13 protein-coding genes are annotated in these 25,575 nt (G+C 45.3%); 9 read left to right on the top strand and 4 right to left on the bottom strand.

All coding sequences use genetic code 11. The annotated features are described in order from the left end of the window. Positions 1 to 4: 4 nt before the first annotated feature. The 8 genes from ACW689_RS09320 (at position 5) to ACW689_RS09285 (ending at position 17,253) form a co-directional block, all read left to right on the top strand. Positions 5 to 409 (top strand): GPW/gp25 family protein, encoded by a 405-nt coding sequence (locus tag ACW689_RS09320; protein ID WP_476290613.1) that lies wholly within the window; start codon positions 5 to 7, stop codon positions 407 to 409. An 88-nt stretch (positions 410 to 497) separates the two neighbouring features. Further along, entirely contained in the window at positions 498 to 3,695 is a 3,198-nt protein-coding gene (locus ACW689_RS09315; RefSeq protein ID WP_476290611.1) for a hypothetical protein, read from the top strand. Positions 3,696 to 3,802: 107 nt separating this feature from the next. After that, positions 3,803 to 6,535 carry a hypothetical protein gene (locus ACW689_RS09310; RefSeq protein ID WP_476290609.1) on the top strand — a complete coding sequence of 911 codons (2,733 nt, stop codon included), beginning with the start codon at positions 3,803 to 3,805 and terminating at the stop codon, positions 6,533 to 6,535. Positions 6,536 to 6,549: 14 nt separating this feature from the next. After that, positions 6,550 to 11,535: a hypothetical protein gene (locus tag ACW689_RS09305; RefSeq protein WP_476290607.1), complete on the top strand. Its 4,986-nt coding sequence runs from the start codon at positions 6,550 to 6,552 to the stop codon at positions 11,533 to 11,535. A 38-nt stretch (positions 11,536 to 11,573) separates the two neighbouring features. Further along, positions 11,574 to 15,401, top strand: coding sequence for a contractile injection system tape measure protein (locus ACW689_RS09300; protein ID WP_476290605.1), 3,828 nt, complete (start codon positions 11,574 to 11,576; stop codon positions 15,399 to 15,401). 27 nt (positions 15,402 to 15,428) lie between these two features. After that, positions 15,429 to 16,010, top strand: coding sequence for a hypothetical protein (locus tag ACW689_RS09295; protein WP_476290603.1), 582 nt, complete (start codon positions 15,429 to 15,431; stop codon positions 16,008 to 16,010). 55 nt (positions 16,011 to 16,065) lie between these two features. Beyond that, positions 16,066 to 16,533, top strand: a complete 468-nt coding sequence (locus ACW689_RS09290; RefSeq protein ID WP_476290601.1) for a hypothetical protein — start codon at positions 16,066 to 16,068, stop codon at positions 16,531 to 16,533. 120 nt (positions 16,534 to 16,653) lie between these two features. After that, positions 16,654 to 17,253, top strand: a complete 600-nt coding sequence (locus ACW689_RS09285) for a hypothetical protein (protein WP_476290599.1) — start codon at positions 16,654 to 16,656, stop codon at positions 17,251 to 17,253. Between the two features lie 123 nt (positions 17,254 to 17,376). Here ACW689_RS09285 and ACW689_RS09280 read toward each other — a convergent pair whose 3' ends face one another. Continuing rightward, positions 17,377 to 19,518, bottom strand: coding sequence for a S8 family peptidase (locus tag ACW689_RS09280; RefSeq protein WP_476290597.1), 2,142 nt, complete (start codon positions 19,516 to 19,518; stop codon positions 17,377 to 17,379). A 414-nt stretch (positions 19,519 to 19,932) separates the two neighbouring features. On the opposite strand from ACW689_RS09280, the gene ACW689_RS09275 reads away from it, so the two are divergent. Beyond that, a complete protein-coding gene (locus tag ACW689_RS09275; RefSeq protein ID WP_476290595.1) occupies positions 19,933 to 21,120 on the top strand; it encodes a BaiN/RdsA family NAD(P)/FAD-dependent oxidoreductase in 1,188 nt (395 codons plus the stop codon). A gap of 86 nt (positions 21,121 to 21,206) precedes the next feature. On the opposite strand, the gene ACW689_RS09270 is transcribed toward ACW689_RS09275, so the two are convergent. Genes ACW689_RS09270 through ACW689_RS09260 form a run of 3 tightly spaced genes read right to left on the bottom strand, consistent with a single transcriptional unit; the run spans position 21,207 to position 25,445 of the window. Continuing rightward, positions 21,207 to 21,512 carry a Fic family protein gene (locus ACW689_RS09270; protein WP_476290593.1) on the bottom strand — a complete coding sequence of 102 codons (306 nt, stop codon included), beginning with the start codon at positions 21,510 to 21,512 and terminating at the stop codon, positions 21,207 to 21,209. Between the two features lie 52 nt (positions 21,513 to 21,564). After that, positions 21,565 to 22,296 carry a M48 family metallopeptidase gene (locus ACW689_RS09265; RefSeq protein ID WP_476290591.1) on the bottom strand — a complete coding sequence of 244 codons (732 nt, stop codon included), beginning with the start codon at positions 22,294 to 22,296 and terminating at the stop codon, positions 21,565 to 21,567. Further along, positions 22,296 to 25,445 carry a type I restriction endonuclease subunit R gene (locus tag ACW689_RS09260; RefSeq protein ID WP_476290589.1) on the bottom strand — a complete coding sequence of 1,050 codons (3,150 nt, stop codon included), beginning with the start codon at positions 25,443 to 25,445 and terminating at the stop codon, positions 22,296 to 22,298. Before ACW689_RS09260 ends, ACW689_RS09265 begins: the two co-directional genes overlap by 1 nt. Between the last annotated feature and the right edge of the window lie 130 nt (positions 25,446 to 25,575).

The raw sequence follows: 25,575 nt of genomic DNA, 5'->3' as shown, positions 1-25,575 counted from the left end.
AACTATGTTTGAACAAGCATTTTTAGGCACCGGCTGGGGTTTCCCGATACGCTTTCGAAGTGCCAGTAGTGGGCCTGTGATGGATAGCGGTGACACGTTATTAAAGCAAGCGATTCACTTAACTTTAAATACCTTGGTGGGGGAACGTCCGCTATGGCCCGAAATTGGGTCGGGTCTTTCTGCCTACTCCTTTGCCGATGCCAATGAACAAAGCCTGGCGCAGCTTAGACAGGAAATTGCCACGGTACTACTTAATCATGAGCCGCGTATTATTTTGGAGTCAATCGACTTTGATAGCAGTGAATTGTATGAAGGCGTGTTGTTGATCCAGCTTAATTATTTGATTCGACAAACCAACAGCCGTAGCAACATGGTTTTTCCATTCTATTTAACCGAGCAATCGGTGTAACGCACGTACAACAATCAATTCGCACTTTGTGAACAGCTAACAGCTTGGTTTGCTCAGTTTAAACCTTTTTATTGATCAAGGTATTCTCATGACTGTGAAGTCTAATAACACAACCTCCTTGGCGGCGCTACATGTCGTCAATCCAAGTGAAGTGGGGCGTAGTCAACTTGGACGACAGATAAAAGCGCTGTCGCGCTCATTTTTTAATATCGAACCGCGTACGGTAGAGGCTTGGCTTCAGTATTTATCAACGCTGGCTAAGCAGACTAACTACATTGATGAACGCACTCTAAGTGTCAATGGCTCTTGGGAAAATGTATTACCGGAGCCTGAAAAGCTCGCGGGGCTTGCTAAGTTGCTTGAACAAGGTGAGGCAGATGACCAGATAAAAGCCTTGGCAGCTCGCCCTGACATGGCGATGTTGCTTACTTTTATTGACTTGCTTCAGCATAGCAATGCGCAGTTTGATCACTTTGTTTCACGCCATTTAGAACATTTTTACGCCCAAGTGTTACGTTTTGAGCCATTGCCAGCCACGCCAGATAGTGCCCATTTGGTTGTGTCTTTAAACGACGCCAATGCCGTTACTTTGCCAGCAGGTACAGAATTTGATGGTGGTAAAGACAGCGATGGTACGCCACTTATTTACAGCACCAATGAAGTGGTGACCATCAACAAGGCACAAGTCGACTATGTGGCAACGGTCAATAAAATTAAAACGGTGAATAGCGATAAAGCACCAGACTCTATTAAGTTGCAACATCAAGTGCTGTTGGATTCTTTACAAGGCATCGAACTGGAACAAAGTGCGCCGACGTTTGGATTGAATTCGTCAGAGCAGACTGCCGGCGTTGAAATAGGGTTTAAAATAGCGTCACAAGATCTGTTTTTAAGTGGCGGAATGCGCAACATTACACTTAATTTTGGTGACCAAACAGAGTTGTCAAATTGGTTGTCTTGGTTTGATTTTTACATCACCACCAGTGAGGGGCTGAAAAGCGTAGACAGCGCCAACTTGAACGTAATGGGGCAACAGCTTTTACTGAGTTTTGATGCATTATTTCCACCAATCACAGCATTGCCAAGCGCTCCGATTGGTAGTGATAAAGCTTTGCCATTTATTGCCTTGATACTGAAAAGTGATTATTACCAGCTGTTGTACAGTGATGATTCGAGCGTTTACGCACGGATGAATAAATTTATGATCACACAGGTGAGTATCACTACGCACGTTACTGGCTTGGACGGACTGGTAGCCAGCAATGGAGAAGTGGACTTAGATACCAGCAAGCCGTTTGAGCCATTTGGACTCTCCCCTAGACTGGCTTCAAAGGTACACTTTACGCATCCAGAATTAGTCACTAAAAACATCGTGAACGCCAGTATTGAGTTTACCTGGCTCGACAGGCCCAACAGTTTTGATACCTATTATCGTGCGTACAGTTATTACTTCATTAAACAAAATGATACAGAAGTAGGCTACTTTGATAAAAGTGCCGTGTGTGCAAATGATGAATCGTGCGAAGGCATTACGTTGAGCATTGAAAAGCTATTTGATAATGATTGCAACTGCTTAGTGTGGCCAGACAGCACCATTAATATCTCTCGCTCAGACGCGATTGGTAATCTGCAAAATGATGTTGCACTATTTTACAATGACAACGATGATACGTTGCCAACACCACAAAATAACTTGGCTACCAACACCTTGAGCTTCTTGCAAAACGACAACAATGCGTTACGAGATTTTCAATCATTGCCGTTTGATGAACCGAGTGCGACTCAGTGGCCAAAGTGGTACTCCCTTGAGCTATCGCAGCAAGACTTTGCCCATAAAGATTACACCAAAGTGATTGAATATTTTGCTTATGAAAATGCAGGCTCAAGTACGCCTGTGTTGGTGAATCAGCCATATACTCCGACTTTAGATGCTCTGCGCGTGCACTATCAAAGTGAAAGCATCACTTCGCCGGCAGTAATGGTCGGTAATCCAATTTTCATTGAGCATATTGCCCCTGTAGGTCGTCCGACAGAACAGTTTACTCAGCAAAGCTTACTGTCTTTATTGCCGCGTATGGAGGAGTTTGGTTATCTTTATATGGCGATAAATCAAGTCACCACCCCGGGCCAAGTGCGTATGTATTATCAGGTGGACCCGGTAGATGGGTATAACATGGGTAATAACCCCGTGTTTGTGTGGGAGTACTATAACGCCGGACAGTGGCACCGTTTTAAACGAGAAGAGTCGCAAGGCCAAGCGGGAGAAGGGCGCATTCTCAGTGATAGCACGTATGACTTGCTGGATTCCGGTTTGGTGGTGTTTTACTTACCGCAGCTGACACAAAGCAATTCATTTAATCACGATGGCAAATTGTGGTTACGGGCCAAGGTTAGTCACGCGAGCCTGGAAAAGCCAGCAACCATGACTAGCACTGCGCCCGTATACTCCAAACTTAAAGGCATTTTTACGCAAGGTGTTAAAGTGACTCTGAGTAGTCAAGGCAATGCGCCATCTCACTTTGCGCAACCATTGCCTAGTGAGTCTATTGCCAAGCTGGTATTACCCAACCCAAAAGTCGATAAAGTTATTCAACCATTTGCGTCATTTGGAGCCAAAGTGGCGGAAACCACCGAGCAATTTGACCGTCGCATTAGTGAGCGTTTAAACCATCGTCAACGCTTGCTCAGTGCATGGGACTATGAGCACTTTGTATTGCAAACTTTCCCGCAGTTACACTCGGTACGTCCTGTAGTTAGCGAATCAGGTTTAAGCCTGGTCGTGGTGCCGCTTAATCATGATGTATCTGTGCTACAGCCAAAAGTGCCCCGTTATTTGAAGCGGCAAATTCGTGAGCAAGTGAATGCGTTGTCTGTGCCAAATCTGACAATAGAAGTTGATGACCCCAATTACGTGGAAGTACAGCTTGAACTGATTGTGAAAATTGACCCGCTATACGATATTCAAAGTACCGTCATTGAACTCAATGATATGGTCGTCGATGCGCTCACGCCATGGAATAAATTGGATAAACCGTTAGAGCGGACGATTTATTTAGCATCCATTGCACAGGTGTTAGAAACCCATCCTGCTGTGGATATGATCCAAGTGATCCGCGCGACAAAAGATGGTCAAACTCAAAAACACTATAGCGTGATCAACGCCGATAATCCCCACGATATTTTGGTGCCAGCACGGAATCATAAAATCGCACTCGCCAACACCCTCGGAGATGTATTCGAAGGTATAGGGAAATGGGAAATTGAACTGGACTTTATTGTTCAGTAATACCTCACCAATAAACAAAACCCGCCGTACAAAATCAGTGAAAAACTTTTCACGGTTTTCGCGTGCGTGCGTCTTGTTGTTATTCAGACCATTTATTCAGGAAAGTTATGGACAATCAAGCTCCGCAGATAGTCAATCAGGCTCCGAGCAATATCGGGCAAGATTTGGCAAAACTTCGTCAGCAAGGCATAGCTAGGATACAGCAATTTGCATCAAGTACTTGGACCGATCATAACCGCTTTGACCCCGGTGTGACCTTGTTGGAAGTGTTGGTGTATGTGCTTTCAGATCTCAGTTATAAATTGGATTACTCGGTCCCTGAGCTGCTTGCGCAAGCAGACACTGGGGGCAGTGTAAAATTTTATGAACCCGAACAAGTGTTATTTAGTCATTGTGTGACAGAAGATGATTACCGACGCCTTGTTCTTGATTTGCTCGACGTTAAAAACGTGCATGTAAGCACCCGTCAAAGCGCTGATGCAAGCACCAATATCATTGACTTTAACGTGTTGCTTTACGCACCCGATGAAAATAAAAAAAGCGCTGCAATAGAACAGCTTAATCGTGTTTTTGCACAAGCTCGCTGTGTCAATCATACCCTTGGCAATATAGTGTTTTATGACGTCAGTAAAGTCAATGTGGGCATGACATTATCGCTCAAAAATGTGGAGAGTTTGGTGGCGCTGCTGGTGGAAATTTACACCTTGATTGGGCGTGAGATTTCACCAGATATTCCTAAATATTCAGCTGAGCAACTGCTGCAAATGGGCCTCAAAATCGATAATATTTATCAAGGACCTAGGCTTCAACATGGTTTTGTGTTGGATAGCGACTTAAACAAGTCGGCTTATAGTGTGCGCTTGTTTAGCTCCAATATTTTAAGTGTGTTACATGAGCACGAGCACATTGAGCAAGTCAATGCGTTCCATTTTGTCACTGAGCAAAGCGGTAATAATTACAACGCACAAGAGGGTTACGAGTTTTGGCAAATTCAATTTGGCAGTGACGACAACCCGCAAATAGTCAATATCGCTGAACTTGGTTTTGATGAAGCTAACTTCTTTGATGAGTTAAAGTTACTTATAGATGGGCAACCTTATCAGCTTAATGAGGAAGAAAAAGCAGCTATTCGTGCCGGCTTACAAGGGCTTAAGTTACCGCCATCGCTACCCACATCGAGTATGTTGCCACCTTATCAAAGTGGCGAGTATTTAGGGCTCAGTGCTTACCATTCGTTGCAGCACGAATTGCCACAAGTTTATGCCATTACTGAGCAGACCTTAGATGGTCGCATCGACAGTGAGCAAAAAGCGCAGCTGCTGCAATTTAAAGGTTATTTACAGCTGTTTGATCAAATACTGGCGGATCAGCATAAGCAACTTGATGTCCTGCCCGATATTCTCTCTTTACCGCAAGCAACCGTATTTGAAGGCTTAGGTCAGCTGCTTGATAGCATGCTTGCCAGCGAATCTTTGAATGAAGATCAAGTTACTGCATTCTGGCAGCAGGTGAGTGCGTTGCCTCATTCGCAACTGAGCCAAGCGCTAACCGGGATCAGCGGTATTGAGCATCTGTTAGATACGGCATCTTTGGATTACTGGCAACGAGGTATGCAGCTTAGCCTAGAGAGTGATTTTTCTATCGCCCAACTTACGCGACTGAATCAAAGCGCGCAGCACCTATTGGCTCGTTTTGCCGAGCGAGCAGTAGATGGCAATTTATTGAAATACAAAGCGGTATTCGCATTTTATGCTCCAAGCTTAGAAGATCCACGAGACCCAAATCCCCAAGAGTCATTGCTAGAGCGATTGGTGTTGCTGCGCCAGTACATTGATAAATGTCGTTTGCTCAGCGAAATAGGCATATTGGGTGAGAATCGCTGCCGAGGCTATGACTATTTAGCAAATGATATTCAACAAAGTCAATGTAGCAGCATGGCCAAAGGCATTATGCGCCGACTGGGCTTATCGCACCCCGCTCATATGCCGTTAGCAATTCATAACCGTGAAAGCTTTTATCTGGTTGAAGGCAGCCTAGTTGAAGCTGGTGTGCAGCAAGAAGATGAATTAGATGCCGCGCAGCGCATGCAACTGAGTCGTAGTCTGTATTTTGTGTTGCCTGATTGGACAACACGCTTTGCCTCAATGGAATATCGTCAGCTTACTGAGCGTAAAATTCGCGAACTGACTCCATTGCACATGCCTGTACATTGCTTGTGGCTTGACAGAGAAACCATGAGTTTGTTTGAGCGCTTGTACTATGGCTGGTTGAACTACTTTTCTCAAACACAAAAAGTACGTTTTACCGAACCAAGTGACTCACTGTCAGCGGTGTTGCAGCAGTTAAGCAAAGTTTTGGCTGAATTTTTCACTTACCCACTGCCGATTGAACCAAACACAGGTCCACAGTGGCCGTTGTCAACGGTGCTACTGGCGCATCAAGCTGGTCCTAATAATGAATGGGATGCCGTAAAAGCGACCATGGTTGACATACTGGGTATGTATTGTACAGATGACCAAGACCATACATTTGTTATAGAAGGTCAAACAAGCAGCGCAATTTATCAAAGCGTTGCAGCCAATATTACGCAGTATGTTGAGCATTTCCCGAGCGGCTTTAGCGCCGATGATATTTTCTATCTCAGCGCTCAACACTATATCGATGAAATTTGTCGCCCTAGTATTTCGGATCATGTTGAGCGCTCACAAAGGCTGACTATAGGCTACACACCGCTGGCTTATTTACGGCCGCTCTATCCGGTGTCTATTTCAACCATTAATTCCAACGCCACTGCACAGTCCAAGTTTATCGTTGCCCACAGCAAGCCTAATCGTATTTAATCAAGGAATAACTCATGAACACAATAAATGAGCAAGAAGCTACGCTATCTGCACAAGCGACCACATTGGTCGAAAAAGAAGGCCGTCAAACGCTGATTGAGAAGTTTGATGACTTAAAAAGCCCAACCGGTGATGATTTTGAAGCGATGATCCGCTCGAGTTTCAACCAAGTGGATGACCCAATCAAAGTGGTTGAACAAGATGGGCAAACTGAAGTTGAGGTTAGCTCTGCGGTGTCGGTTAGAACCGATGCGCAGGCCGATGAGCAGTTACGCCTGACACCGTCGCAATTGACTATGACGCAAGGCGGAGCAAACACACTGAACGTCGACGGCGATAACATGCAAGTGTTCGATGATGTGCTGAGCGTATCAAAAGAGCAAAGAGCGGTGACGGTTGCTGATACCCTTCAAGCCCAAACCGTGACGGCCAGTACCGAGGTGAACGCAACGCAGGTAAACACCAATACCCTTGTTGTATCCAGTGATGAGGAAGCGTTTTTGCGCGCAGAGTTAATTAATGGTCAGCCACTGGTGACGGCAGACATGCTCAACGTGACGCAAGGTACTAACACCACAGCTTTAGGCGTATCACAAACTGCTACGTTGAATGAGGCTAACGTACAAACGCTCACTGTTACAGGTGACACCACACTCAATGGCCCACTTACTGGGCGGGATGCGGTATTTACCGAACATGTTGAAGCGCGTGATGGTTTAGGCATTGGTATTGATGCGCAAAGCACACAAGCTAAATTACATATTTCTAAAACCAGCAGCGATATGGATGCCCTGCTGCGTGTTGATGATCACAACAACGACACGACGCCCTTTTACATCGACTCAGAAGGCAAGGTGGGTGTCGGTACCACCGATATTCAAGCCGACTTTCAAGTTGATGGCACTGTACTCATTGGTGATTTAAATGATGCGCATTATGTAAGGCTGAACGAGCAGGAACAGAGCCACTTCCATGGCAATGTCAGCGTATCTGAGTCGGTTTCAATTGGTTTGGATGAATTGCCAAGCGAAGCGGGGTGCTTATCGGTTGATGGCAAGCTGGCTTTGGGCAAAACCAATGCGATGGCAAAGCTAGATGTGCAGGGAGATGCTAGCTCATTACTCATGCAGGTGGCAACGGATTCAGCCGCTTTTGTTAAAGTGACCGATGCGCCAGCACAAGGCGAGTCAAAAGTTACGCTATATCAGCAAACGAATATTCAAGATGACTTACACGTTGATGGTGATACTACAGCCAATAATGTGACGGCACAGAATCACCTTGCCAGTGATAGCGCTTCAGTAACCAATAACTTAAATGCGGGCCAAACAACCACCGATGCGCTAATCGTCAATGGCAATGCAACGGTGACGCAAAAGACCACCTCGCAAAAACTATGGGTCGGTGATATGCAGCAGGGCGTCACAGAGCAAGACAACGCAACAGGCGCGCTCATTAATACCACTATGACGGTAAAAGACAGTGCCCAGTTTAAAGATATTCACGCCAGTGAAACGATTTCTACGCAAACGGCGTTCAAAGGGCAAAGTGCCTATATCAACCAAGGGGTAAACATTGGTGACTTAGGTGAGTCGTTGCACGCTAAAGTCGCGGTAAAAACCAGTGGTGAAGATGAGTCTGCGTTGCTCGTTAGAGACTATGAAGATCACACGCTGCTACGCGTGAAAAAGCAAGGTGTGCAAGTAGGTTCCGAGGCGATGGCTGTGCCTGTTGATGTGGCGGGAGCAATCACAGCGCCGGAGTTGAATGTGACTTATCATGCCCAGTTAGAGCAAGCCGATATCAACAAGCGCGTGCATATTGCTGCAACGACTGATATGTCGAACTGGCAACCGAGTGCCAAATTAGCGGTACTCAGCAATTTAACCAACAATGCTGGTTTTGATGTCAGTCATTTTGATGGCCAAGGTATTAAGCCAATCATCACTACAAAAGCTGACAAGCTGGGCTTATTTACGTCTGATCCCTTAAAGCCTTTTCATGTTGATAGTGAAGCATTGTTGACAGGTCCGGTAGAAATCACGGGTGATATGGATATTACGCGCGATGGGCAAGCACTGCTTAGCGTAAAAGAGATGTCGGTCACCGTCGGACACAGCGAGTTTGATACGCCGCTCGAAGTGTTTGGTAATACCACTACATGGGGTGATAGCGCAGTATTGGGGCAGTTTTGTGTCAAAGTGGACGATGAAAAACTACTAAGTACCACCGATTCACAAGTGCTTGTCACACAACTGAGTGATGACGCGGCGCTAAAAGTGGCAAATTCCGGGCAAACACAGGTAACACACATTGCTGCTGGCCAATTGGCAATTAACCAAGCACTGCCTGAAGCTGATGTAAACTTTGCGCTGACTGGGCAAGCACATATCACAGGTAATGTGCTCATCGAAGGCGATGATGAGGCCTTGACTGTGGACGGCGACACGCACCTAAACAATGACTTAAATGTACATGGTGCAACGACAATCGCAGATGGCCTTACCGTGAGTGTCACTAACAATACGGCTGAGTTTGCCAAAGATGCCTTAACGGTAACAGGCAGCACCACACTAGATGGTACTTTGTCTGTGAGCGATTCAGTTGACCTACACAGTGGCTTAACGGTCACCAATGGGGACACACACTTAAATGAAGGGTTGACGGTTGAAGGTCAAACCTTGATTGATAACACCCTCACCATTAGTGGTCGAGTGAGCGCGAACGGTAGCGTTAAAATCGCCAAACAGTTAGAAGGCAACTCGCTGCAAGTTGAAGGTTCTGCACAATTTGATAGCCATGTGGATATTGATGGTGACTTAAATTTATCAAATACCCCTGCCAGCGCACGTGTGCATATTCAAGAGCAAGGCAAGCAAGGTCTATTAATTGAAAGGCAAGGCGGCCAAGTTGGTCTGGTGTTCAACGATGGCCGTTTAGGGCTTGGTGTTGAGCGTCCTGATTATGCACTGGATGTGGCAGAAGATAGCCAGTTCAGAAAAGACGTGCAGATCAAAGGTCGTCTTGAAGTAGATGAAAGTCTGCATGTGGATGAATACGCCAGCTTTAGAAGCAACATTAATGTGCATGGCAATGCGGAACTGGCAGGTGAAGCCCGCTTTGGCTTACCGTTTAGCAGTGTTATTGACGAAGAAACAGTGGGTATGCCAGCGGGGATCGCACAGGTAGCCATTGACCAAAATCACTTTGCCAAAGCTTTTGCTGTGTACCATCAAGGTGAAAAACCGATTGTGATTGAAGACGGCAAGTTAGGGGTACAAACCGACTCGCCAAAAGAAGCCTTGGATATTAACGGCAATGCCGTATTTAGAGGAGACATTGAGCTAGATGGTGTGTTGCGTGGTTCGGGTCGCTTGGAGTGTTTCGATGGCGCGAAAATTTTTGGTGATGTGGAATTGCGCTCCGATTTAACCGTGCACGACGATGCGTTGCTAAAAGATACGTTAACGGTAGAAGGCAACGCGACATTCAATCGTCAAGTTGAGGTAAGCAGTGACAGCACGTTCCAAGCATCGGTACGCATGAATGATGAATTGTCAGTACAAAAACGTGCGCATTTACGTGACGATTTGGTGGTTGCTAAACATACCACATTACAAGGTGGTTTAAATATAGAAGGGCTAGAAGCCGACTCGTTAGTATCAATTAGCCCAGCTACCACTTTCAAAAACGATGTGACTGTGCATGGGCAAGTTGAGTTTTTAAGTTCACTACAAACGGCCCATGAAGTGAGCGCCAAAGCGGTGCAAGTTGCGGGAGAGGTGGGTGAACACGCCATTTCACTCGACTCAAGTCAACATGCGGCACCACTCAATATCAGTACTGCAGAGTCTGATGCGCTGCATATTACCGCTCATGGCGAGGTGGGCGTTGGCACGCAAGCTCCCAGTCATAAGCTGGACGTGGCGGGGGATGTGCGCGTTCGCAACAGGCTAGTGGTTGATCAAGGTTTAACCTTAGCACAGGGCGCAATGGCTGATGGCGACCTCACGGTGCAAGGTGCCGTGGCCTCTGCGTCGCTGCTGCTTGGTGATACGCAGTCTATTTCTGGTGTATCGAGCGATGTTGAGCTTGGTGGCGATATGACATCGGATGAAACTTTGGCAACGCAAGCGGCGGTAAAAGCCTATGTTGATGCACACTGTTGGACGCTGGCAGAAAACAACAAGGTATTGTTGATACAAAACCAGTTGGAATTTGATGAGGTAATGAGCCGCGAGATTTTGTCAAACGTGACTATTTTGCTACTGCCACACATGTGTCACCCACAAATGAATCGCGCTTATAAATTGAAGCAACCGGTTCGTATTGGTTCCAATGTCAGCATCATTGGCTTTAACGAGCGTGAAACGCGCATTGTTAAGGAGTATGCAGGCTGTCGTTTCCTTATTCATGGACAAAGTGATGCCTTGGTGAAAAGCGTGGAAATGCGCGGTTTCACTTTCGATGGCTCATTGATGAACGGTGGTGTGTATGAAGGCAATGGAGGTGCATTCCACTTACGCTACGTACAGAGCGCTAAGCTCAATTGTGTGATTGAGAATCACCATGTGAATGGCGATGGTGGCGCACTTTATGGTGAAGCGGAAGTCAGTGGTATTGAAGCGCGTAACATCAAAAATTGTTCAGCCACACGTCAAGGTGGTGGGGCGTTTGGGGTGACTGAGTCAACCCTACAAGTTGCTAATTGCCGTGCTGAATACGGTGGCGGTGTTGCCTATTGTGATGATTGCCAAGTGGTGGCACGTGCCAATATAGCCTTGGTTTATGGTGGTGGCGCCTACAAATGCCAAAGCCTCATGGCACAAGGATACTGGCGCGATAACCGTGCGCAAGGCGATGTTGGTCATCACATTTATAGTTCTGGTTGTGATAATCCAGATGATGGACACACTCATCATGATTATCTGTGGCACGCACTGTACCTAGATGGGCCAGTGATGTGTGGTACGCAGCTTTGGCGCCATGATCACATCTAGTTATGAAATTGTCTATTAAACACATAGGGGCCAATATTTTGGCCCCTAAATCGACCCTAGCAGCCACGGATTCCAGCCTAGCAGATATCGAAAATGAATTTGCTAAATGGATTATGCGTGGCTTATCGCAGATGGATTGGTCTGAATTTGAGTCTTATGGTGCTGTGATTGACACGCTCAAATTGCCGGATATCGATATCGATTTGGCGCAAATCGATTGGCAATATGTACAACTGGACCCATTTGCAGCATTCAAGCATTATGTCTATCCACAATTTAAAAATGTACTTGAGCGGCACTTAAAAAAGGTAAAACAAGAGAATACAACGCAAAGTCAGTATGCACTGAGTGAAGCGGTTAAGCGTCAAGGTATCGCGCATTTGAATCTTGAAGTGCAGCGCCTGCTGATTTACTTGTTGGCAGACAAACCGCCCACACACATAGCCAAAGCCACCTTAAAGCTTGAGCTAAAACGACTGATAACACAGGTATTCAAGGCGCAAAATAACGCGTTGGCAGTTTTGCAACATCATCCGAGTTGGCCAAAATTTCGCGACCAGCTGGTCACCTTGTTTAGACACGACCCTGCTGTATTGTTTGCACTATTAGCACCGCTTTATCAAGTTGATACGCATGCGCGGCTAAATACATTGCTTACCAAATTATCGCCCAAGCAGTTGTCGCGCTACATTGCTTGGCTGGAGCAGACTTTAGAGAGTCAGAATGGTCAGCTTGCTAGCGTGCAACAACAGCGCACCTTGTTGCTGAGCGTGCATGAGCAGTTTGTAGCGACAAATCATTTTGATGAGCGATTACTCCAACAGACCTGTTTGGCGTTGCGCTTTCCCAAGCATCGCCAAGCCATCGCGATGTGGTGTGCCGTGCAAAGTGGCAAATCTGAAACAGGCAGTGTGGCGCATTTAAAGCATATTGTGGTACACGCCGCAGCAAATACAGATCTCACCATAGAGTTAATTGATAGCGACGTACTTGCTTCACAGGCTAACAGGCCACCGTCGTTGCTAAATCAATCACGATTACCACCACAACAAAAGCTAAGCGCTAGTCAGGTGGTGAATCGGTGGGGGCAACATAGCAAAAGTGCCTTGCTGCGCGACACGCTCATCCAGCTACGTACCTTGTTACAACAGCTTGTTGACCCACATGCTTTGCGAGAACAAAAACTCCAAGCATGGTTTTCGCTACAAGCCATGAGGGCAAATCAGCCGTTGTTAACAACTGAACTTATTAAGCAATTGGCCTTGATCAGCAAAGAAGTGAGCAACACTTGGCAAGCGCAAGATGCACCGCAAGCCATTTTGCATAAGCTTGACCAGCTTGTAATCCGTTTGCGAGCACAAAAAACAGCGAAATCGAGCAATATTATTAGCCAATTTAGTCTGCTGAAAGTGCACTGGTTGCTGGCTCAATTGCCAGATGTGCCAGCGTCATTGCTCGTTGCGCCACACTTGTCTGAGCAGGGGAATGCAGGTATGGAGTATGCCGCTGCAAGTTGGCTGGATAAGATAGGTACTTGGTGTGCTGAACAGCAAAAAATATTGCACCAGAAGTCAGGCGCGGTGTTTGCAGATACGATAGCGCCACAGCGTTTTATCCCGGTGTTAAGCGAACTAAAAACTTGGTTGCTTGCACAACAAGCGTCACAACAGCTCAATTACCATCAAGAATTTGACATACTAACCAGCGCACAAGCCGTGCTAAAAAGTTTGCCTATCTTAGGTTATTCCAATTTTTGGTTACGTGTGAACAGCATCACCAGTGTGACCACCTTACATGAAGTGTTAGACAAGCTGCTGAATTATTGTCAGTCATACTCAAGCAAAGCGCCAATTAATACTAAAGAAATTCAACCAATCAAAGCCGTGGAGCGTGATTTAGAGTACTCGCTTAGCCAACAAATTGAGTTTGCATACCAGCAACTGGACTCAAATTTGCGGGTAATGGAGCAGCAATTTGAGCGTCAGCAATCTTTGCCACATCAAGCGCTAACACAGGTGTGGCAGTGTGCACTGCGTGTAAAACAAATTGCCAAACTCGCTTACACCTTGCAGTTGCGTTACCAAGGGGCAATAGGTCGCTTGTATGCTTTTATTGCAGCACAAAAAGTCTGGTTTATTCATGAACTAAGCCAATTGCCAAGTAACAAATCAGATTTGGGTAAACAAGGGGACATACTGGTTCACTCGTTAGCTGCGCATATTAAAACACTGCAAAGCATGAGCCAAGCAATGGTGCAAGCTGTGCCTCAGATCGCCCGCTCTTATTCGAGTCCCGATGCTTGGTTGCAGCCCTTGGTAAATGGTTTGAGTGAACAAATTGATGAAGAGAAGCTGGCAGTATTTATCTCTTTGGTTTCGCCCATACCGCCTTTGAAAAGTGAGCAGGAAAACGCACAGCAGCCAGTATCGAGTATGATTGCCCCAAGTGCATTACCGGCAGAATTACAGGCGCTATATGCGAAGCAGTCCACGCAAGTTAATAACAACGCGCAGCCATATGAAGACGGCTTTAAGCATGAATTTGTGGAGCCGCCTGTAGAAAAAGATGCCAGTGCAACCCAATCAAGCGACAAGCAAAGCCAAGCAACCACACAAAGCCAAGTTCACCAAAAACATACCTTTGCTTTTGAAAACAAGGGTATGAAGTTAAGTGAACACTTGCTCACTAAACAGCAACGCGCTGAACGCGCTAAAGACCAACAGCAGGCATCTTATGCTGCGCTAAGCGGTCAACGCCCAGATGAGGTTGTACGCGAAGTACAAATAAGCGAGCAGCATCATGATGAGCAAGCGCAAAGAGAAAATGAAGTGACTGCAGTTGCTCAGCCTCAACGTCAAGATGCATTAGATGCAACAGGGCAAGCGGTACCAGAGCTTAGTCACTCAGAACAAGCTGTATCGACAGAGCAAAGCAACGAGCAAGACCAGTACAGTATGCATACTGCGTTAGCTGAACAACAAGCCGCAGCTGTGTCACTCACGCATGCCGTAAAAGCTGAAGCCGGTGCACAGCAGCCCGCGGTGAGCGTTGATATTGACTTAGCACCAGCTCGATTGGTACGCGCTTTAAAACAGGCACAATCTGTTCAACAAGCACAGCAGCTACTAACGGGCGTTGAAAAGCGTATCGCATCGCTACATTCGCCCAATATCACAGACAATGAAAAAGCGCAGTTACAAAGCGCCGTCACGCAAAGTCGACATAAGCTGCGCACATTGCACAAAGCAACAGCAAGCAAAACCGAACAAGGTTTAGTGACTAAAGCCATGCAGCAAGTGAAAGCACAAATTGAGCAACTACAACAAGTTGGAGAGGCTGTGATGAGCCCCATCACCTTTGATGTGGGCTTAGTTATCGTGTGGCCATTTTTACCGACCTTGTTCTCGAAGCTTTCGCTATTACATGACAGTGACCACGAACAAGCGGGCAAGTTTGTTGACGAACAAGCGCTTATGCAGGCACATGCGCTGTTGTGTTACATCGCCAATGTTGACCCTTTAATTGAAGTTAGCCACACCGCCAATGCGTTACTTGGTTTGCCTCTGGATACTGAAATTGATGAAGTCATTCAGCTTGATGATGACAGTAAAGCAGCGGCCGATTACATGTTGCACGCTTTAATAAGCCGCTGGGAAATACTCAAAGGGATGCCTGTTGCTGAGTTTATACGCCTATTTATCATGCGTGAAGGGCAGGTGGAACAAACTGATACGGGTTATCACATTAGCGCAGAAACCATGCCGCAAGACGTACTCATGGCAAAACTCCCTTGGGGTTTGGGCATGGTGCAACTGCCTTGGTTGGAGCAAACACTCCTGCACATCGAATGGAAATACGGATTTTAACCGCAAGCTATTTTACAGAGGATTATTATGCATACCTATAATGAAGCGAATACTCATGAGCTGATCCTTGAGCATCAGCATCGGGCGCAACTTTATACCGATGCGAAAGCCAACGCCGATACGGTGGTGACGCACAATGAATACTATCGAAAACGCTATCTTGATGAGCTGTTTTCCCATAGCGTACTGACACAGCTCAATGATGTAAAAACCGAGCTTGCCAACCACGGTTATGGCAGCGAAATCGCTATAAAAAGGGAGCAAATTGAAGACAGTGGTGTGGTGGTCGATGTTATTTACGAAGTCGCCTTTAAGTTTAGTGGCGACTTACAAAGTGATACGCCACTCGTGTCTGATGACAGCCAAATGGTATTTTTCACTCAAGCAGGCAGTCATTATATCGCTTGTCGTTATAAAACAACTCAGCTCACCAGTCAGGTGCAGGTACTGTATTTTGATGATGAAGGGTATAGCCATTTTCGAGCGCATGGCAGTAGCAGAACGCAGTGGCATGAGCACACCAGCAGCGGGTCGGAGCTGGCATCCATTATTAGCGATTTTGTGTCACTGATTTTCATTCAAAAAAGAGGTAACTTAAGCCGAATTTAACGTCACGTTTTTGCCAGTAGCTCGTCATCTAAAAAAGCCAAAAATGGGGTTTAAGATGGCAAGTTACACACAAGCGTTTGAAAAAGTGATGGTATTTAGCCATCAACAAGGTGATGTTTATACCGTTGAGGTAGAGCAGTTAACCTGTTGGCAAACCATGAAAAACGCTGGTTTTTCTCAAAGCGAACTTTACCAATTATTTAAAAAGCAATATTGCGAGGAGATCTGGATACAGCTTCGAGGTGATGAGCTGGAACACCAAAATGTGGCTAATTTTTTGTTTAAAGCGTCGGTTAAAGGTTATATCGACATCCTACTGAATGATTTACAGCAACACTTTGCTTTGCCGAACAGTGGCCAGATTTGCGATCAAACCTTAGCTACTATCAATCAACTCGACGTTGCGGCCTTAACGACTTGGTTGGGGCTGACCATTATGTATCTAGAAAACTCGTTGAACCAAACTGAGCAGGCAGAAAACTGTGACGCAACGTCATGCCCTCAGCCTGCGTGGGTTCATTAAGCCTTCTTCCTTACCTCTCTCCTTTTTTCCTGTTTTGTTTCATGCATGCAGCGACTGACCTATGGGAGGCGTTTGCCTCCTCCTTCCCCCTCAATTTTTGCTATCAATGGAGTATTTTTGATGAAAAAAAATGTTGATAAACCCACCGAGCCAAAGCCTCAAAAGCACCGTAAAAAACCACCTCGTTGCGAGCATAAGCCCATCGTCATGCCACAAGATATTGTCATGGTATTGGTCGGTAAATGGGCAATGCCAACGACAGTGATTTTGGTGTTAGTGACCTGTTTGTCGGGATATTACCTTGAAGTTGAAGCTTTTACGGCAGTAGTAGGTATGATTTCTCCGGTGATTATGGCGCTGATCATGGTGATCAAAGAGGCGTCGGTTCCTAAAGAAGAAGATGCCACAATCAAGGAAAGAGAAGGTGAACGCAGCGAACGTATTGAGCAATATCATATTGAAAAGGATATTAAAATGGCACAGTTCGCGTTTGATGAAAATCGACATAATCAGGAGCTTCAAGAAAAAGCGCGTCAGTTTGATCAGTCCCAAGCGGCCACACGCGAGTTTTTTCATATTACAAAGGAAATGAATTCCCAGCTTGCCGATATGATGAAAAAAGAAACGGAGCTCAGTATTGGCGATACCCATATTAAAGTTGCAGATGGCAACACCAAGTTGTGCAGTGCGAAAAAAAGCAAGGTAGCGAGCAATGAGTAAACAATGCTATGACGGCAAAACAAGAAAATCGGTCACCCATGGGTGACCGATTTTTTTTTGCGCTCAAACTAGAGCGTTATGTATGTAGAAGGTTTTGAACAAATTACTTAACCTCAACGGAGGTTACTTATACTGTGCATCCAGTGTTAAACCTGCGAATGAACGGTATGAGTACACGCTCAGGTGCCATTTACCAGCGGCTGGCGTTGTAAAAGTACAAGTTTCAGCGTTACCATCTTTCCAAGAACGACAATCGAAGCTTGAAGACGTAGGCTGGCTGCCTTGTTTTACATATAAATCAGCATCGCCAGAACCACCTGAAGTTGTTACTGTGAAGCTATTCATACCAGCAGGTACATCAATTGTGTAATGTAGCCATTGACCCGTTGACGCTGATAGGTTCGTTTCTGTACCACCACCTGGTTGAGGCTCAGTTGGGTTAGTACCCCCTGTGATGTCGGCTTGTAGGTTAACTTGTGCGTAAGCAGAGTAACCATCTAGCATAATCCAGTATTTACCAGCAGTTGGGTTATCGATCGTACAAGTTTCGTTGTTACCGCCTTCCCAAGGACGACAGTCCCAGCTATTTGTTGTTGGTTTAGCACCGGCTTTAACATACATATCTGCATCACCAGAACCACCGCTCATAGCAACTGTTAGCTTGCTTGCGCCCGCTGGCACATCAATGAAGTAGTAAGTTTGGCTACCTTTCGCCGCTGCTAGACCTGTTTTTGCGACGCCATCAAGTAGTTCACCGTCAACAGGGTCAATCACATCACCTTTAGCTTTTGCAACAGCTGCTGCCGCATCAACAATACCAGTACCACAGCTTGTACACGTTGCTGGGAAGCTACGTGTCGTTGTTTTTAAAATGTCTTCAATTTCGTCAGGCGTAGCTGAAGGTTTAGCTTGCTTGATAAGCGCAGCAACACCCGCTACGTGTGGTGCAGCCATCGATGTACCTTGAGAGTAGTGATAGCTATCTGAAACAGGGCCTGTGCTACCTGAGTTATGTGTAGACAGTACGCCTTCTGAGTCATTTGCGAAGCTCTGTGCGCCACCTGGAGCTGCCACATCGATTGAAGAACCGTAGTTTGAGTAGTAAGCACGGCCACCACTGCGGTTTACCGATGCTACGTTCACTACGCCACTACAGTTACCTGGGTTGTAGTTGTTGGCATTGTCGTTGTCGTTACCTGATGCAATAACAACTACAGCACCGTTTGCACGAGCTTGGTTAATGGCATTTTGAGTTGTTGCACTACATGCACCACCGCCACCTAAACTCATGTTGATAACATCGGCTGGGTTCGCGTTTGCAGGTACACCTGATACAGAGCCACCTGAAGCCCAAATGATACCGTCAGCAATGTCTGATGTTAAACCACCACACTTACCTAGTACACGTACAGGTACCACTTTTGCGTCGTAAGCTACGCCGGCAACACCTTCACCGTTGTTAGTGACTGCCGCAACAGTACCTGCAACGTGCGTTCCGTGCCAGCTTGAATCAATATCTTGGCTTGGAGAAGGATTACCAAAGCTGTCTGTACCACATTCGCCACGCGTTACAGCATCACCCGGATCGCGCGCATCGTTATCACGCAGACCGCCATCATTAGCCACGTCTAGGTTAGAGATCATGTCGTAACCCGGTAAGATGTTCGCGTTTAAGTCGACGTGTGGACGATAACCTGTATCAAGCACTGCCACAGTCACCCCTGCACCCGTTGCGCTATCCCAAGCGGTTGGCAGGTTTAGACCACCATTCGCTTCATAATAGTGCCACTGATCTGAGTAGCGAGGGTCGTTTGGTACAGCAAATGGCTTAAGCATTTGGTCAACTTCGATGTACTCAACGTTACCTGAGGCCGCAATTTCTTGCATGAATGAGTTAGCTTCAGCGGCTGATAGTTTTCTATCAACACGCATTACATGGTGATTGCTAAGCGCCATAGGACGAACATATTGCGCTTTTACGTTTGATTTTTTGCTCGCAAAGCCTTGCACGAAGCTTTGCGCACGTTTGTTCATTGTTGCTGTAGAAACGTCAGCACCTGCAGTCATCATCATGTGGTCATTGCTTTTATACTTGATGATGAACTGAGTGCCCACTTTGCTTTGGTTTTGTAATTTGACAGCCGTTTGCGCGTAGTTGATGTTTTGCGCTGAAAGCGCCGGGTTTGCCATTGCACTATTTGCCGTGAACAGAGCGGTCATTGCTAAAGACAATGCACCTAATTTGAACTGATTTGTTGTTGTCATAATATCCCCTGACATGTTGTTGTGTGTATCGTCAAACTTACACTTGCTGCAAGAAAGACGTTACAGAACGTAAAGTTATGGTTAATTTTTTAAAAGAACCATTTTGTTATTAACACAAATCATTCTGTTATAAGTGGACGGCTATATGACAGAAATATTACACTAAGTGTTTGTTTTATAGGTAATTGTATGTTTTTAGATACAAGGTGGATTTTGCTTGATGTTATGTAAATAAATGTAAATGTAAGCGGTTTTTTATCAATTTGGTAAAAATATGTTCAATCGATCAGCAAGTATTCGATATTTTATCTTTCTAGTTAAAAGTGGTTGTGTATGAGAATGGATAATCCAGATTACGAACCTGATGAAAAACTAGGTATAATGCGCGCTTGGCTTCTATTTGTTGGGTAAAACATGTCACAATTTGATGTTGTAATTATTGGTGCAGGTGCCGCAGGGTTAATGTGTGCAGCGCAAGCTGGGTACCGAGGACGCTCGGTAGCGGTGCTTGATATGGGTAAAAAGCCGGGGCGTAAAATTTTGATAAGTGGCGGTGGCCGCTGCAATTTTACCAATGAAGGCGCCTCACCCAGTAATTACTTATGCGGTAATCCACACTTTGTTAAATCTTGTTTAAGTCGCTATACCCAACATGATTTTATTGAATTGGTAGACCGCCATGGCTTGGCTTATCACCATAAAACGTTAGGTCAGCTTTTTTGCGACAACAGCGCACAAGATATTGTTGATATACTGACAACAGAATGTGAATGGGCCGGTGTACAGCTATTTTTACGTAACGAAGTGTTGAGCGTGCAAGCCAAAGAGCAAGGTGGTTATATGATCACCACCAATGAACAAGTTTTTGAGTGTGAATCTTTAGTGGTTGCCTCGGGTGGACTCACCATGCCCAAACTCGGTGCAACGCCCATTGGTTATCAAATCGCCGAACAATTTGGACTTAAAGTGTTACCGACAATGGCCGCGTTAGTGCCGTTCACTTTACATGATCACGACAAGGTGCGTTTTGAAGGGTTATCGGGGGTGAGTATTCCTTGTGAAGTAAGTAGCGAATGCGGTACCCAATTTAAAGAAAATATTTTGTTTACACATCGTGGTCTTTCTGGCCCTGCAATATTGCAAATATCGTCATTTTGGCGAGCGGGGCAGGCGGTGACCATTAATCTACTACCCGGACTTAACCTGAGCGAGACAATCCACCAATGGCGCGCTGAAAGCGCCAGTAAATCATTGAAAAACGCCCTAGGCGCAATTTTACCTAAACGCTTTGTGGATGTGCTCATCAGCGAGAAAGCCATACCTGACAAAGCCCTCAACCAACTAACCCACGGTGAAATAGACGCCATTGCCAACTACCTCCACAACTGGCAAATCAAACCCAACGGCACCGAAGGCTACCGCACCGCCGAGGTGACACTCGGCGGCGTAGACACCGATGAGCTCAGCTCAAAAACCTTCGAAGCCAAAAAACAACAAGGCTTGTACTTTATCGGCGAAGTGACTGATGTAACGGGTTGGCTGGGCGGCTACAACTTCCAATATGCATGGAGCTGCGGATTTGCCGCGGGACAGGCGGTTTAGGGGGTAGGTAAAACCCGTGAATAAGATCCTGACCTTCGTCAGGATGATGGGGCATGGTGGTTAGGATGACAACATAGTGCAGAAGGCTAGAGCCTTTTAGCTAACTCTTTTCCCGCTTCACTCAACACATACCGTTGCAAACTGCTGGTGGGTTTATCTGGCAACGTCATTGCAATCAAGCCCAACTCAAGCGCAGGTTTGATATAACGCGCTTGAAACGACTTTCTATCCTTTAACTCAAGCGCTTTTTGTAAAGAGGTTCTATCAATTGGCGCAGATTGCCCAACCAATACGAGTAATAGTTTTTCGACTTGGGGGGTAACTTGTGGGGTGACTTGGGGGGTATTCTGGCCCCCATGATCTTGTAGAGTTTCTAAAATCACCTGCATCATAAACTCAATAAATGGTGCTGAGTTAGTGGCAACAACGGTTAACTGAAATCAGTCAATAACTCCAATCTTCGTAAGCTAGCGGTAGACTATTCAATAGATCTCTTCGCTCACGCCAATTAGGCATATGTTTGTCCATAATGGAGCGAAATTTTTCGTTGTGGTGACGTTCATGCAGGTGAACTAGTTCATGCACTAAAATGTATTCCAAACATTCAGGAGGCTTTTTGGCTAGCTCAAGGTTTAGCCAAAGTCGTTTAGCTTGAATATTGCAGCTTCCCCATTTGGTTTTCATTTTTTTTATATGTACAGAATCAGCCACCACGCCAAGTTTCTTTTGCCATAAAGGTAACAGTCTATCTAAGGTGCTTTTTATTTCATCTCGATAAAACCGCTCCAGTAATTTGAGCTTATTTTCGCTGCTGGTTGAGTCACTTACTGATAGAGCTAGTCGACCATTTGCTTTTATCATAACTGCATACTTAGCTTTGGCTTTTTCAATTGAAAGTCGATACTTTTTGCCCCATAAGTAGTGACATTCACCGCTCATCATTTCGCGCTCAGATTGTCTAGGCTGCCGGGCAAAGTTATGCTGTTGTTCTTTTATCCAACCTAGTTTGTTAATAATGGCAAGGCGAATCGTCAGTTCGCTGGTTTTTAGTGGCACAGACAAGCGTACTTTACCGTTTGGCGGTAACACATTTAGGTGAATATTTTTTATGTCTTTGCGGTTTACTTCCACATCAAGTTCACCAACTCGTTTTATTTCAACAGTGCTGTCTTCCACTAATGGTATTCCGCTTGTTTTTTTATTAGGCTCATGACTTCTTCCATATCCAAGTTGTATTCTTGGGTTTTTTGAAAAATGGCATTTTTAATTTCACGCTCTTTAAAAAAGTCACCGTTCCAATCAGCTTTTTTGGTTTCGTGGATGACTTTATCAATTTTTTCGACCAGCTCTTCATCATTGCCAAAGTTATCAAACAGTGAACGTTTTGCTGGCGTATTTATGTTATCAGGGTAATTACAGCTTGCACTTGTACCTTGTTTTACTTTTCTCGCCAGCGCTTTCATCTCTTCAAGGTATTGTTGATAACTGATTGCACCCGCTTTACGTAGTTTGATCAGCTCTCCAAGCAGCACGCTCATTTTGCCAAAATATTTAGGGTTTACAGGGTTTTCATCAACAATGATTTTACTCACGTTATTTTCAATGGCTTCGGCCATAGCATCTTGGTTCTCGCGCAAGCTTTTTGGTAATTCACTAAAGTCGTCGCCATTGATCACCAAATCAATCAGGCTTAAATCTTCAAAGTCCATCAACAACTCAGTTTCATCAGCGCGAATGTACATGTCTAATAAATGGCGCATGGCGGGCTCTAAACTTTTCATATCTAAGTTGTCTGCGCTACCCACTTTGACCACTTGTTTGATTTTTTCGTAGTAGGCGACTGATTGCTTGATATTTTCGGCCTGTTGCCAATTGTAACCTGCTTGTTCCATTTCATTGGCAATATCGGCGTAGGCGCGATTTAGCTTTGCTACCAATTTATAAAGCGTTAATCTCAGCGCTTCTTTTTCACTGCGCATTTCTTCATTAACTGGCTCTATGCCAGACTCACCTTTAAAATAATGTAGGTAGTCTTGCTCGCCTTTGGGGGCTTTAACAGGCTCGCAAAGCAGCTTCACGGCTTCTAGAGTGTTATCGAGGTTGTCTTTGGCTTCTTTTAATCGGTCTTTTAACAGTCCTTCTACATCGCTTTTATCGTAGCCATCGAGTGCCTCTGCGGTGTAGTCTTTAATGGCTTTATTTAGTGATTTGAATAAATCTTTATAATCAACAATGTAGCCATACTCTTTTTCCTCACCATCTAAGCGGTTTACGCGGCAAATAGCTTGAAACAGCGTATGATCCGTCATTTTTTTATCAATATATAAGTAAGTGGCAGAAGGCGCATCAAACCCAGTCAGTAACTTGTCGACAACAATTAGCAAACGCATTCGCCCAGGTTCCTCTACAAAGCGCTCTTTGACGTCTTGCTCAAACTTGGCGACTTTTTTACACGCTTCTTCTTCACTTAGTTCAAAGTGTTCGGCAAGCATTTTTCGGTAAACCTCGTATTTAAAGAGCTTTTCAGTTTCGCCTTCACCCGAATCTTCGCCTTTTATCGAACTTATAGAAGGTTTATAACTGGTGACAATTGCGCATTTCCCCTTAAGTTCCGTCTTATTAAATAGGTCGAATACAACGCACGCCTGATGCACGCTGGCGCACACCAACATGGCATTGCCTCGACCACTAGAAAGCGCGTGCTTGGTTTCCATATCCATTAAAATATCGTCAACAATTTGCTCTAGGCGCGATTTGCTTGAGAGCACTTTTTGCATGGTGCCCCACTTTTGCTTTAGCTGCACTTTGGCTAAGTTTGAAAGCCCTCTGGTTTTAGCTTCAAACCACTGATCTACGCGTTTTTCAGAAGTTAAATATTGATCTATATCGCGAGCTTCATAACGTAGGTCGAGCACCACGCCATCACGTACTGCTTCGTCAAATTTATAGGTGTGAATGTAGGGGCCAAACACTTCCAGTGACTTTTTCTTGTCCTCGCTCATTAACGGCGTACCTGTAAAACCAATAAACATGGCATCATGGCCTTTGCCGTTATTCAAAATGGTTTTCATGGCTTTATGTAGCTTGCCCGACTGGGTTCTATGACACTCATCAACAAAGACAAATAAATTACCTTTGATGGCAAAGTCGGTGGGTAACTCTTTTTTTAGTTGTGCAATAAATTCATCGGTGGCTTGATCTTGATCTTGCTCGCTCGGGGCTTCGCCATTTTTGCCAAACTTATGTACTAAAGAGCACATGAGCCATGTATCATTTTCGTTTAAGGTGCCTATTAAGTCTTCGCCACTTTTTGTGCGGTAAATGGTTTCATCTACACCGGTGAATACTTTTTCTATTTGCTCGTCTAACTCTGTGCGGTCGGTCACCACCAACACGCGGGCATCATTAACATTCTCACGTATCCACTTTGCTAGCCACACCATGGTTAGGCTTTTACCCGAGCCTTGGGTGTGCCAAATAATTCCCCCTTGACGGGTTTGTACATTTTTTTGTGCCTCTACCACACCATAAAACTGGTTGTGGCGGCAGGTTTTTTTTATGCCTGAATCAAACACAATAAAGTCATGAATAAGCTGTAAAAAACGTTTCTTGTCGCACAGTTGCGCAATATGGGTATCAAGTGGGGTCGTGGGAGTAACGCCTTTAGCGGGTAGGCTATTTGTATCGACTTTTTCTTTCCACTCTAGGTAGTACTTCTCAGTGGTTTCGGTGGTGCCGTAGCGAATGCCTTGGCTGTCGTTACCTGCCATCACCAGTTGTATGGTGGTAAAAAAATCACGAATAAAGGTTTTTTTCTGGTTATCAATATTTTGCCTAATACCTTCACTCACCGACACGGTAGAGCGCTTAAGCTCGATCACGGCCAGTGCAATACCATTCACATAAATAACTAGGTCGGGGCGCTTATCAAATTCGCCTTTTACCGTCACCTCTTGTGCAATGGCAAAGTCGTTTTTTTCAGGGTGTTGCCAGTCAATTAGCCAAATTGTTTGGTCGTGCTCGCCCGGGGCTTCTTTTTCTTTTACCCCGTAGCGCAGCAGGTCGTATACCTTTTTGTTGGCGTCAAATAACTTTTTGCCTTCGCCAAGGGCGGTTGCCTCTTTTAAGCTGCGTAACGCGCGTTTAATTAACGGTGTTGACACATTACGGCTTTTTAACCAAGCGGTTAATAAGCCCGTTTCAATATTGCTGTTGTCTTTGCGGGTTTGCCAGTTGCCGAGGTAGTTATAGCCTAATTGCTTATCAAAAAACTGTACCAGACGCTCTTGGGTTGTTCTTTCTAATTGGCCAATGTTATTCATCATGTATCCTTGATTTGTTCAGCCAACATCTACCGCATAACCTTGTTAAAAGCTGTGGCTGTTTATTTGTTATTCTTGTTTGTTTTGTCACGTATGAGGTAACATAGTTTGTTCAAAGCGCGCTTTAAACATT

Source organism: Pseudoalteromonas sp. ABE4_541 (genome assembly GCF_056312285.1).
Note: the sequence above shows the minus strand (reverse complement) of the source record. Positions and strands in the feature narration are given on the sequence as shown.